The organism is Paenibacillus sp. MMO-58 (assembly GCF_037146255.1).
Lineage (GTDB): Bacteria > Bacillota > Bacilli > Paenibacillales > Paenibacillaceae > Pristimantibacillus.
In genome coordinates this window covers 88,456-101,158 of record NZ_JBBCVY010000011.1, presented here as the reverse complement: position 1 = coordinate 101,158, position 12,703 = coordinate 88,456, and the positions used below count along the sequence as shown (strand labels likewise).

General features: G+C 50.8%; 11 protein-coding genes. 4 read left to right on the top strand and 7 right to left on the bottom strand.

Annotation, left to right across the window (positions count from 1 at the left end; translation table 11 throughout):
- The first annotated feature begins 116 nt into the window (after positions 1-116).
- The gene (locus WFJ73_RS26435) at positions 117-515 is read left to right on the top strand and encodes a VOC family protein (protein WP_336775939.1); all 399 of its coding nucleotides are present in this window, start codon (positions 117-119) and stop codon (positions 513-515) included.
- 91 nt (positions 516-606) lie between these two features.
- Positions 607-1,722: a PdaC/SigV domain-containing protein gene (locus WFJ73_RS26430; RefSeq protein WP_336775938.1), complete on the top strand. Its 1,116-nt coding sequence runs from the start codon at positions 607-609 to the stop codon at positions 1,720-1,722.
- 204 nt (positions 1,723-1,926) lie between these two features.
- Here WFJ73_RS26430 and WFJ73_RS26425 read toward each other — a convergent pair whose 3' ends face one another.
- From WFJ73_RS26425 to WFJ73_RS26415, 3 genes are all read right to left on the bottom strand, one after another.
- Positions 1,927-3,627, bottom strand: a complete 1,701-nt coding sequence (locus WFJ73_RS26425) for an S-layer homology domain-containing protein (protein ID WP_336775937.1) — start codon at positions 3,625-3,627, stop codon at positions 1,927-1,929.
- 70 nt (positions 3,628-3,697) lie between these two features.
- The gene (locus WFJ73_RS26420) at positions 3,698-5,893 is read right to left on the bottom strand and encodes a metallophosphoesterase (protein WP_336775936.1); all 2,196 of its coding nucleotides are present in this window, start codon (positions 5,891-5,893) and stop codon (positions 3,698-3,700) included.
- A 171-nt stretch (positions 5,894-6,064) separates the two neighbouring features.
- Complete coding sequence (locus WFJ73_RS26415; protein WP_336775935.1) at positions 6,065-7,174, bottom strand: HupE/UreJ family protein; 1,110 nt, start codon at positions 7,172-7,174, stop codon at positions 6,065-6,067.
- Between the two features lie 159 nt (positions 7,175-7,333).
- On the opposite strand from WFJ73_RS26415, the gene WFJ73_RS26410 reads away from it, so the two are divergent.
- Entirely contained in the window at positions 7,334-8,584 is a 1,251-nt protein-coding gene (locus WFJ73_RS26410; protein WP_336775934.1) for a YibE/F family protein, read from the top strand.
- 65 nt (positions 8,585-8,649) lie between these two features.
- Here the strand turns inward: WFJ73_RS26410 and WFJ73_RS26405 are convergent, their stop codons facing one another.
- From WFJ73_RS26405 to WFJ73_RS26395, 3 genes are all read right to left on the bottom strand, one after another.
- A complete protein-coding gene (locus WFJ73_RS26405) occupies positions 8,650-8,928 on the bottom strand; it encodes a hypothetical protein (RefSeq protein WP_336775933.1) in 279 nt (92 codons plus the stop codon).
- Positions 8,929-9,053: 125 nt separating this feature from the next.
- Positions 9,054-9,797: an SDR family NAD(P)-dependent oxidoreductase gene (locus WFJ73_RS26400; RefSeq protein WP_336775932.1), complete on the bottom strand. Its 744-nt coding sequence runs from the start codon at positions 9,795-9,797 to the stop codon at positions 9,054-9,056.
- Positions 9,798-9,838: 41 nt separating this feature from the next.
- On the bottom strand, positions 9,839-10,594 hold the full coding sequence (locus WFJ73_RS26395) for an SDR family NAD(P)-dependent oxidoreductase (protein ID WP_336775931.1): 756 nt from the start codon (positions 10,592-10,594) through the stop codon (positions 9,839-9,841).
- 120 nt (positions 10,595-10,714) lie between these two features.
- Here WFJ73_RS26395 and WFJ73_RS26390 point away from each other — a divergent pair, with 120 nt between their 5' ends.
- Positions 10,715-11,641, top strand: coding sequence for a LysR family transcriptional regulator (locus tag WFJ73_RS26390; protein ID WP_336775930.1), 927 nt, complete (start codon positions 10,715-10,717; stop codon positions 11,639-11,641).
- A 202-nt stretch (positions 11,642-11,843) separates the two neighbouring features.
- Here the strand turns inward: WFJ73_RS26390 and WFJ73_RS26385 are convergent, their stop codons facing one another.
- Positions 11,844-12,665 carry a (2Fe-2S)-binding protein gene (locus WFJ73_RS26385; protein WP_336775929.1) on the bottom strand — a complete coding sequence of 274 codons (822 nt, stop codon included), beginning with the start codon at positions 12,663-12,665 and terminating at the stop codon, positions 11,844-11,846.
- Positions 12,666-12,703: the final 38 nt, after the last annotated feature.

Below are 12,703 nucleotides of genomic sequence, written 5' to 3'. Positions count from 1 at the left end.
CCTAAAATTTGCCCGACCGGCCGGCCAGTCCATTTCTTATATTGCTCCAGTTCGAGACCCATTGTATGATCTTTGATGTATTTGGATTTATATTCCATAAGCTTGGAGAGGGTAAAATGAGCGGATCAACGGCAGGAGCCAAGATTACGGGTTCATCTATCGTTTTGCTGGTTAAAGATATACAAGAGGCCTCATCGTTCTACCTCAATCTCGGGTTTACCTATGAAGAGATTGGCGGACATGTCCATGTAACAAGAGAAAATATCACCTTTATTCTGCACCCTGCCGTAAACAAGAATGACGTGCGTCCAAATTCCGCTGTGCAAGGCGGCTTGTACTTTGATGCTTTTGCATACACGAATGCCGTCGACTTGCTGGCGGAAGAGTGCCTGGCTAAAAATGTCGAGATTGTTAACGGCCCTAACTACTCGGAGCATTGGAGCGAATTTACCATCAAGGACGCCGATGGATACCGGATCGCGTTCGGAGGAGGCGTCTCCACCCGGCCGGAATAAAAATTTAGTTTAGCAATGAAACTTTTCGATCCCCTTATCCGTCTACTTGGTGACTTCAATTCCCGAATCGATAACTAGGAGGCCACCCATCATGAAAAAAACTTTTAAAATGCTTACCATTGCCGTTGCCGGCTCCTGCCTGCTTGCCTTTACTCCTGCGCTGGCCATGGCAGCGGAATCCACAGCCGTACCCGTTGCCGTAACTGCAGAACCGATTACAGCCGTGCCAATCAGCGCAGTGCTTCCCGATACGCAAGCCGTAAAAGTAACAACAAAAGTGATTGAGGAATCCTCCGACCTGCTTACCGTAAAAATCTCCGTCCCTATTATCAGCGGTATGCTCGATACTTCCTATCAAGATAAATTAAACGCCAGCATCGAGGCGAAAGCGACGAAGGAAATCGACAAGCTGAAAGCTCTCGCGGCGGATGACAAAAAGTCTGCGCAAGAGAACGATTATCCGTTCCGTGCTTATGAACTTAATGTAGCCTACGAGCTGAAGGCCGACGGCAGCACGGCCGCGAAGGGCATTGTCTCGTTCACCGTGTCCACCTATGAGTATACCGGCGGCGCTCACGGCGGTACAGCCGTTGAGGGCTACAATATCGTAAACAGCCAGCAGGCTGCCGAGCTGACGCTTGAGCAGGCGCTTGGCGACGGCGGCTTTGCGGCAGCCAACAGCGCGGTGCGGTACGCCATCAGCAAAAACCCGGATAACTTCTTCCCGGACGCTATGACAACGTTCAAAATCGGTGCCGATCATACTTACTTCGTAGACAGCAAAGGTGCCGTGAATCTGGTGTTCCAGCAATACGAGATTGCGCCTTATGCCGGCGGCATCATCAACATTCCGGTGGATGCGGCCACTTCGGTTGGCCCAACTTTAACCTTGTCCACCAAGGATCTAACGGCCGGCCCGAACGGCGCCCATTACATTCCGCTTCGAAAAGCTGCGGAAGCGCTGGGCTACAAGGTAAAATGGAGCAACAAAACGCAAAGCGCGGAGATCTCCCGCGATGCGCAATGGACATCCGTAGCCGTAGGCAAAAATAGCTATACCATTAACAAAATGGCTCCGATTCAGCTGTTTGCCGCGCCAAAATTAATTAAGGGCTCGCTCTATGTGCCGGATGAATTCTTCAGTAAAATCCTTCGCCTCGAGATGAAGAACAATACGAACGATAATTCGGTAACGATTAAAGGATAGTCAGTACCGATATCGCGGAACGGATCTACGATGCTCAAAGCAAAGGGCTGTCTCATTGAGACAGCCCTTTGCTTTGCTTCTTAGCGTTTATGACTCCAGTGAAATTTGCGTTTCGACGACAAACCACCCCTGAATTTCATCAGTGAGGCGATTTGCGTTTCGACGACAAAGACACCGTGAACTTCATCCACGGTGTCTTTGCGTCTAATAAAGCTCGTTATACAACAAATGAAGAACCTTAGCCGCCTCAGCGCGGGTCAAGTTGTTCTGAGGAGTCAGGTAACCGTTGCTGCCGTTAATGATGCCCGAAGCAATCAGCTTCTCTACGCTTGGCTGCGCGTAAGCCGCTACCTTGGCGGCATCCTTATAGCCGGACAGCGATGCCGTCTCCTTCAGCGGATGACCCGCTGCCGTAAAGGCACGGTCGAGCAGCACCATCATATCCTGACGGGAGATCGACGCCCCCGGATTAAACTTGCCGTCACCCGAGCCGCTTGCAAGACCAAGCGCTTGAGCGGTCATAACCGCATCATAATAGTAAGCTTTGGACGTAACGTCCTTGAAGCCCATGCCCGTCGACTCCGCATGCTTAGCAAGTACGCCTACCAGCAGCTTCGTGAAGTCCGCTCTCGTAATATTCGCGTTTGGCGAGAACGTATCGGCGGTTGTGCCGTTAATAATGCCGCGGATCGCCAGCGCTTCAATGTCCTGACGCGCCCACGAGGACGTTGTGTCCTTGAAGGCTTTACTGCTGTTCACAATCGTATACAAGCTGAAATGCGTGGTGGAGAAGCTCAATTCACCGTTTTCCGCGTGGAAGCGTCCTGTCGGTACAATCTGCAGCTTACCGTTGCTGTCGATATAAGCGGCAACAATCAGATCCGCGTTTACTTTCTCCGTAGCAGACAATGTGAACGGAAGCACGACCTGAACAGGCGCCTGCTCGTTCTTCCATTCAATCGCTTTGCCATCCAGTTCAAAATGCAGATCCAGCATCGGGCGGCTGCCTACTTGCTGCTGGGTGGAAGCCGGCAAGGAAGCCGGATCGACCTGCTTGATGCGAAGCGTCAGGCTTTGCGCCGAGCCAAGCTGGCCGGCCGGGATGACATGATCCGGAATGGTAACCGTACCAAACGGCGTATTGATCTCAACCTGGCGTTTCTCGTCGGCGTTGATCAGAGAATATGGCAATTGGAACGCAATTTCCTTCGCGCTGCCTACGTCCGTGCTCTTCACTTCGAAGGAGATCGTTTTAATGTTTTGGCTGTTCGGAGCCGCATGCTCCAGAGCTTCCAGAGCTTTCGAATTGTCGATAACATGCGTGTAAACGTTAGAATCCGATCCCCCCGTATTGCCTGTGCCTGTATTTCCGCCATTGCCCGGATCGGTGGTACCCCCGCCCGGTGTATTCGAAGCTGATCGCGTAATTTGCAACGTTTGATTAGGAGTGAGGCTCTCGCTGGTGGCCCCGCCCGTTCCGGTTAATCTCGTCAGAGTCGTCTCTGCCAAGGTCACAACGGCAGCCGTGCTGTCCGTGTAAGTAAAAGTAAGCGTACAAGCCGTAAAGCTTCCAGAAAAATGGTTCGATGTATCAAAGAATCCGAAATAACTAATGCCGTTCTTTTCTTTAATGGATACTTGCGAGGCACTGCCAATCGCTTGCGAATAAGTAACCGATTTTAACTGTACATGGCTGTCTGTCTTGATACCAAACTCCGCGCTGCTAAATGGACTCTGCGAGTTCAGAACGAGATCAACCGAGAAGGAGGAGGCATTCTTGTCGACTTCGATCGCTTGCTTCGAGAATTGAACCGTAGAAGAATCGGCCGCAAAAGCCAAGGCGTTAAACGGGAGAACCAGGAAGCAGATAAAAAGCAGACCTGCTAACAATTTCTTTTTCATCATTATGAACTCCTCATAGGTTTAAAATACAGGAAAAGGCGGCGAGGCGCCTTTTCCTGCTGCTAATAAGTGCTTACTTGCCTTGGAAAATATGAAGGATAATAATCGTAAAGTCCGTCAAGTCGACCTTGCCGTCGAAGTTCACGTCCGCCAGCTTCGATGTTGCCCAGTCAGCGTCAGTCGAGCTTGCGCGATAGTGGTCAATCGCTACCGACAAGTCGGCGGAAGTCAGCTTGCCGTCTTTGAACAGGTCCGTAATATCTTTGTAAGAACGGATCAAGATGGAGGATGGCAATTTATCGAAAATAGCGCCCAGATCGGAGTTCTCCGAGCTGCTGTTCACGATAACGTCATCAAGTTGAACATCCGCTTGAACGTTATCCGCAATCGGCTCAATTGGCTTGAAGGACAGCTTGATCAGATCCGAATATTCGGTCAGCGTAAGCGGATGCTCCTGGAAGCCGGCGATAACGCGAATCGTACCAGGCGCGGTTTCGTTTGCTTGCAGGAAACCGTTTGTTTTATCAAGAAGCTCGGCTCCGCTTTTCGTATCGAAGGTGAATTTAGTCGCATCGTATTTGAACGTCACGTCAATCGTATTCACGTTCGTCAGCTTGCCAACCGCCACATAGAAGTCCACCTGCGGGCTTTCTTCACGGATAACCGTGTCTTGCTTCGCGTAAATCTTAACCATCGTGCCTACTTTAACGTCGAAGCCTGTCGTGTAAGGAACACCGGCAACCGTGTACGTTACCGTCACATGCTTCGTGCCTTCCGTTACGGAGTCAAAGCCAGTGATCGTTACTTGGTCAAGCGGCAACGGCGTTTTGGAGCCGTCGAGGTTGATTTTGCTGACAGTAAGGCCCGTTGTATCCAGAAGCTCTCCTACCGCGTAGTTCTTTTTCGTTGGAGGCGTTGTTACTTCAAGACCCGACATGTCCGTGTGAACCATCGTGTAAGTGTCCACTTTAGCCATCGTGTCCGTGCGGTAAGTATCTACGGAAATCGAGTTGTGGTCGATGTTGATCATCGAGAAGGTTGGAACCTTCAGCTGGCTCTTCACATCGGAGTAGTAGTCGTTCAGCGTTGTTTTCAGATCGTAGTACTTACTGCCCGAAGCGGAGTTCGCCGTCAAGTACATAATGCCCTTCGGGTTAACGAATACGCCGTTATCCATCGATTGGCCTTTGATCGCTTGGTCGCCTTCCATTTGGTACGTTTTTACGTACGAGTGGTCATGACCCATAAAGACGAGGTCAATCTTCAGCTGATCGAATACCGGAAACAGCACTTTACGCAGATTCAGAATTTCCGTATCCGTCGCATGGCTTGCCGCGCTATAGATCGAGTGGTGGAAGGTTACGATTTTCCATCTTGCGTTCGGGTTCGCTGCGATAGCATCCTTCATAAACGCTTCATGGGAAGCGCTGTTCGACGAGTTGGAGTTGAGGACCATGAAGAGAGTCTCGCCGTACGTATAGTAGTAGTCTCCGCCAGCAACGGTCGTACCGTATTGAGCCGATTCGTTCGGCTGGTTGTAGTGGTACTTGTAGTTTACAGCGCCGTCATGGTTGCCGACAACGGTTGCAACCGGCAGATTGCGCAGCTGCGAAGGATTCAGGAAGTTCGTATATTCCGTCTCGCTGGACGCCGTATTGACTTGGTCGCCTGCCGACATGATGTAGCTCATGTCCGGGAACATTTGAGTTGCTTTGTTCAGCGTGTTCGCCCAGCCGGCACCATCCGTTACCGCGTTGCCGCCTGCACCGATCTGCGGGTCACCTACGAACATGACGCTGAAATCATGGGAGTCTTTCGTGCTGAAGTTATAAGACGTGCTCCAATGCTCGTCCAGACCGTCACCTACGCGGTATACATAATCGGTCGATTCCTGAAGTCCCGTGATCGTAGCTTTGTTGGAGAAAAAGCCCGTCACCGCAGCCGAGGATGTACCGTTAAACGAAGCAGCCGTTGCAACTGGAAATACGCCGTCAACCACATCCGCTTTCTTCGCGATCTGAACAACCGTGCCTACCGGCTGCGTAGCTGCCGAATACCAAGTCAGGTTGACCTGCGTTTCGTCTGCGCCCGGATTGAGCATAATGTTGCTCACCGTGTACGGATCAACCGCTTGCGTGCTGACACCTGTGCCCGGCTCATCCGCCGCATTAACCAGCGTTGCCGTCAGTGACGTAGCGAGTACAGAAGCGACTAGTACGGAGTACAGTCCTTTGCGCACGCCTTTTTGTTGCTTCAAAACGTTAAACAATGTAATACCCTCCCACTTTTTGATTGCCTTGACCTGTGAGGCTTGTCTATCTAAGGCATCATAAAAACCTTAGTGGTTAAATGTTTTGGCAATGTTATCCTCATAGTGAAGTATTTGTAAAACCTTGTCGTACCTTTATAAAATCTATACACTCCTCAGCGCAATTCCGTCTTATAAAAACGCACGCTGAATCAGCCAGATCAGACCAAATACCGAAATCGTCGCCGACATAGCCGGCATAGTCCAACGGATCCGGCGGGCATAATGAATAACCGGATACAGCAGCAATACGATCATCAGCTGGCCGAACTCGATGCCAACGTTAAACGTCAATAGCGATGCCGCCATTTGCCCCCCGTCCAGCCTCATCTCCGACAGCGTAGCCGCAAAGCCGCACCCATGAATCAGACCAAAGCCAAAGGCCAGAAACAGATTATGCTTACTCGCATTTTTGTTCAGGATGCTGTTCAAGGCAACATAGATGATACTCAGCGCGATAACCGACTCGACCAGCTTGCCCGGCAGATGAATGACGCCAAAGCCGGCCAGCAGGAGCGTTACCGTATGGGCCGCGGTAAAGGCCGTCACGACGCCAAGAATCTGCTTCATCGAACGCGCGCCAATCAAGAGGCTGAGCACGAACAGAATATGGTCATAACCCGTAATCAGATGCTCGATGCCAAGGATGAAGAACTGCTTCACCGCGCGGAGCAGACTGATTTTCCCCAGCTCCACTTCCCGTTTGTCGAAGTTCAGGACATAGCTTTGCTTATCGCTGCCGTCCTGCTTAAGGTCCAGCGTCACGTAATTCATATGCCATTGATCCACATCATCGTAGATCGGCTGGTAGTCGAGAACAAAATGCTCCGGTTTGCCCGAAAGATCGAAGCGAAGGATCGCTTCCGCATACGGCTGATCCCGCGCTACCGTTGCTTCCAGCGTCAGCAAGGAACCGTCCAGCGGCAGGCTGTCCGCATACAGATGGATTTTGTCCAAAAGGTAAATCTCCACATCGTCCTTATGCTCGGTAACGAACTTCTGCAGCACTTCCGGCGAAAAGTCGCCTACATCCGGGTCATTCGGCGCGACAGCAAGGCGAAGATCGTACATATCGATCCGAAGATCATAAGCGATGGAGCCGTCCTTCAATTGAATATCGGAATAAGCAACGCTATTTCCGCTATGCGCTAATGCGGCGGTCCCCCCGCCTAATCCGGCAACAAGCAGGAACAGACCCAGCATGCTTGCCGCAAGCAGCCGGCGGATCCTCTTACGGTTCATAGTCCAAATAACCTCCAGTTCTTGTCTAATCTTGTCTTATCGTATAGGTCAATTGTTAATGGAATTGGTTTATTCCTTTAATAAATTGTAAATTAATCCCTAATTAACAAATCATTATTATGATGAGGACAAGATCGAAGGACACGGAGGGAATCTTCAGTGAACGTATTTTGGAGCAAAATGGCGCTGCCCAGATTTCGGACAGGCGTATTTATCGCATTGCTGATCGTATTTGCAGCTTCGGTGTACCAATTCAACCGGATGGATGAATTCACGTTTAATGAACAGCTAGGCAGCGGTTATGAACGCTACGAGAAAGCACGAGTCGTGGAGGTTACGAAGGAACAGCTCGAGAAGGATGCGAATATCCAAGGGCTGTACAGGGGTACGCAAGAGCTGAAGATTAAAATATTGTCCGGCGAACATAAGGGTGAAATTTTGCCGGTGACCAACTACCTCAGTACCATGTTTAACATTCATGCAAAGGCAGGCACAAAGCTTGTCGTGAACATCTCAACGGCCGATGCCTCCCATTTCAATGTAACGATCTACAACTATTACCGCGCGCCGTATCTCTATGGCATGATCGCGATTTTCCTGGCTATTTTATGGGCGATCGGGGGTAAAAAAGGGCTGAAATCGGCCGTTGCCCTCCTCTTTACGTTCAGCAGCATCGTCTTCCTCTTCCTTCCGATGCTGTATAGAGGCTATTCGCCGATGCTCGCAGCGATCATCGTCGTTACGACGACGATAATCGCCACCTTACTGCTGCTCGACGGCTGGAGCTCCAAGTCACTTTCCGCCATCATCGGCACGATGATTGGCGTTATCCTGGCCGGAGGCGTAGCTATATTGGCGGGCCATCTGCTTCATATTTCCGGATTTAATACAAATGATTCCGAGACGCTCCTCATTATCGCCGACGATACCGGCATGAAGGTCGAAGGCCTTCTCTTTGCCGGGGTCATTATCGCCGCCCTTGGAGCCATTATGGATCTAGGCATCTCCATCGCATCCGCCGTCCATGAGGTTTACACAACGAATCGCGAGCTTGGACCACGCGCCTTGTTCCTTGCCGGCATGAACGTAGGCCGCGATATGATGGGGACGATGGCAACCACCTTGATTCTCGCCTTCACCGGTTCCTCGCTTATGTCCCTGCTTGTCCTCTATGCGTACAAGGTTCCTTATGACCAGCTCGTCAATATGAACCTCGTCACCATCGAAGTACTGCAAGGCATGACCGGCAGTATCGGCGTGATTCTCACTGCGCCAATCGTGGCCTTTGTCTCTTCAAGGCTGATGCCTTATTACGACCGGATGACGGCTCGCAAGGCCGCTTCCACATTAAAGATCGAACAAGCCCACCCTGTTCCGGTAGACAGCGAGAAAGCCGCTGTATCGCAATAATAAGCCGATAACAGAAAGGCCATCTGCCCAAACGGACAGATGGCCTTCTTCGTTATGTAGCTCAATTAGTCTTCATGCTCCGCAAAGCCGTTCTCGACGAGATAATCCATCTCCATATCGAGAATTTTCTCGACCGTCACTTCATCCAGCTTCACATCGCGCTGCTTCAGCACATAATCGATCAGCTCGTCGCTGTCGATATCAATGACTTGGCCTTTAGCAGAGCTTTGCGCCTTATCGATAAAAGCCTGCTCATGCTTCAGCACCAGGCTGATCGTTTCAGCCGGAACCTTTGTCTTCTCCGCCAGATAGTTCACCAATTCTTTTTCGTTCGGTTCGCTCATCGTTAAAACAACTCCTCGAATTCAAATTCTTGGACTATTGTACCATCCCGGAGGTCAGATTCAAAAATCTGTCCATTAAAAAACCCCTATCCGTAATGGATAAGGGGTTTGATCTACGATGAAGATTATTGCGCCGTATAGCCGCCGTCTACAGTCACGGTCGTACCCGTAATGAAGGATGCATCCTCGCTTGCGAGGAAAAGAACGGACTTGGCTATTTCCTCCGGCGTGCCGAGACGGCCCATAGGATGCAGGTTAATCAGATATTGACGCGCCTCTTCGCTGCCGCCTTGGATAAGCGGCGTATCGATATAGCCTGGGCAAACCGCATTTACGCGAATGTTTTTCTGTGCATAAGCAATCGCGGTGCTTTGCGTTAACAGCTTCACGCCGCCTTTTGCCGCCGAATAAGCCGGAATGGTGTTGCGCGCCACATGGCTGTGAATCGAGCCGCAGTTCACGACCGCCCCGCCAGTGCCCTGCTTCAGCATCTGGTCAATCGCGTATTTATCGCACAAGAATACGCCTGTCAGATTGATGTCGATCATGCGCTGCCAGTCCTTCATGGACAGCTCATGGGTAACGCCTTGCGCGCCGATTCCGGCATTCGCGAACAGAATATCAAGCTTGCCGTATTTTTTCACCGTGGCAGCAACCATCGCCTTGACGCTTGCTTCTTCGGCTACGTTTGTTTTTACGAAAAGGGTATCATAGCCTTGGTTGTTCAGTTCTTCGGATACCGCTGACCCGTGATCCGAGAAGTCCGCAATTACGACCTTCGCTCCTTCAGCCGCAAAGGCACGGACTGTTGCTTCCCCAATGCCGCTTGCTCCGCCGGTTACGATTGCTACTTTATTTTCAAAACGCATCGTTATTTCCACCTCTTATTCGAAGAATAATAAATGATTGCTTATCTAGCCATCGCGCCGCCGTCGATAACCATCTCGGTGCCGGTCATGTAAGACGATTCGTCCGAAGCCAGGAACAAGACGAGATTCGATACCTCATCCACGTTGCCTACGCGTCCAAGCGGAGAAACGGCCTGTCCAAGCGCTTCCTTGTCAAGGTGCGTTGTTGCCGCTGCGTAATCAACCATAGCCGTATTAATGTACCCCGGATGAATCGAGTTGACCCGTATGCCCTGAGTGGCAAATTCCATCGCCACATCCTTCGTCATCGTCCGCACCGCGCCTTTGCTTGCTCCATACAGCACATGGTTTGGCGAACCGCCGATCCCCGCGATGGAAGAAGCATTAATGACCGATCCGCGCTGCTGCTTCAGCATAACCGGAATGACATGCTTCATGCCGAGGAAGACGCTGGTCACGTTGATGTTCATCAGACGGTTCCAATCCTCCACCGTTGTATCAAACAACGGCTTGATTACGTAAATACCGGCGTTATTGAACAACACGTCAATGGTTCCGAACGCTTTAACCGCCTCGTCAACTACCTGTATCCAGTTGTCCTCGCTGCCCACGTCGTGACGAATCGCCAGCGCTTCTCCGCCAAGCTTTTTCACCTCATCAGCTGTCTGCCGCACGCTTGCTTCATTAATATCCGTTACGACAACCTTTGCTCCCTCTTTTGCAAAACGAAGCGCCGTCGATTTCCCAATCCCGGTACCCGCACCTGTAATAATCGCTACTTTGCCCTCCAGACGCATAACCAAGCACCATCCTTGTCTCTATATTGTGTTGCGCGAAACGAATTAAGTTACAATTCAAGTATAGGTCGGTTTAGTGTAATAATAAATTTAGTTAAATTTACGGGATGTTAAATAAAAATGAAGGAACGATCATCCACCATGAATATTGACCAGCTGGAATATATCCTGGAAGTCGCCAAGGTGAAGTCGATCTCGGCCGCTTCCAACAATCTGCATGTCACGCTGCCCGCGATCAGCCAATCCATTACGCATCTGGAGACCGAGCTTGGCGTGAAGCTGTTCACCCGCTCCCGGCACGGAACCTTCCCAACCGCCGAAGGCCGCATATTAATCGAAAAAGCCAGCGAGATTATCGAAAAAGTGCGGGAGCTGCGGGAAGAAGCGCAAAGCTTCACCAATACGATCAGCGGCGAGCTTCGCATCGCCACGATTCCGGGACCGATGTCGCTGTTAGTGAAGACGATAGCGGCATTTAAGAAGGATTTTCCGAATATCCGGATCGAGATCTCGGAGACCCACTCCCAGGAGATGATCACAAGCATCCATCAGGATAAAATCGACCTTGGTCTGCTCGTCCTCTATAAGGATCTCGAGCCCAGCGTCGAGGGACTCAAATTCACGAAAGTGATGGATGTCAGCATGACCTGCTGCGTTAATAAGAATAACCCGCTCGCCTTGCGCGACCGGGTTAAAGCGGAGGATCTGATGCGTTATCCGCTTGCCCTCTATAATGAGGACTATATCGACTGGTACATTAAGCATCTGAATGAGAATTACGGTGCAACTAATCTGCTGTTTACGACCAATAACCTGGAGGCGATCCGTCAGGCTCTCGACGATGAGCTTGCCATTACGCTGGGGTTGAACTATTCCTTCAACTACGGGAATTATCAGAACTACCCAACATACAAAATACTGGACATTGATCTGCCTACCGCACCGCCCGTCCCGCTTGGCTGGATGCAATCGAAGAGCAAGTCCAATTCCAAGATCATCAAAACTTTTATTCATCGGCTCCAAATGCAGTTTCCGGTGTCGAATTAATCGGACATTCGCGGCTCGAAGTGTATAAGAAGGTTCGGTTTACTCCAACCTGTACCTATACAGGTTGACGCTTAAAGGAGCTGCTCAATAGCGAGCATTCTTATCTGCGCGAAGATAATGGATGACGAACGGATGAACGAAGAAGAGTATCTCCTTCCGGATAATCGGATCGGGAGATACTCTTTTATGTAGGAAGCAAGTATTAGTGTACGGCGGCTTCCGCTAGAATTTCGCATTTTCTCGCTTCACGCTCGTCATTAGTCATACGCGGGCATGTGTAGCATTTTGTTCCGTTCTCGCGGCGGTCGTACAGGCAGCAGGAGGAAGGAATAAGCCACTTCTCCTCTGGCTTATACGGGTTCTCCACGTAACGCGGGTTCGCGAGGTAATACGGATTGCGTCTGCGGTTGAACAAGGCGGGATCAAGGAATTCCGCAAGCAGCTTGCCATCCGCCAGGAATTGCTCGGTGAGCTGCGGCATTTGCATGTGAGCCTCAATGAAATCCTGCGTCATCTTGAGCTGACCGCTGAATTGCTGCCAGATTGCATCGGGCTTCAAGTCGCCGGCCGCAGCGATCGCTTCAATCGCAGGCGTAACGAAATTCGTGAAATACTCCGCCCAATGCTGGAGCAGGAACGCTTTACGCGCCTCGGGCTCCGTTGGCACAGGAATGGAGCGGAGCTCATTTATTTTATAACCCAGATGGGCATGATCGTTATGCATCTCCACCTGGTAGTTGATATTATCCGGGTACATATCGATTAACTGATTATGTATCGAAGCGAACAACAGCTGTACGATGCTCACTTTGCACAGGGATGTTCCGATAAACGAAGCCGGCAGCGCATTCGAGATCGCCTGCACCGTCTCCCCGCTCCGCTGAAGCGCCTCTTGCAGAGTGGTCGGATCAAAAAAGCCCGTTGCCGGTATATCGTAAATCGGATGCTCCGCCCCCTCGGGCGAAATATGATAATACATCTTTACGAGACTAAAATCGAACAACGCCTCCGACCTCCGTTTCATTATTCCCCTAGGCCTCTGGTTCGCCAGACTGCCACTTT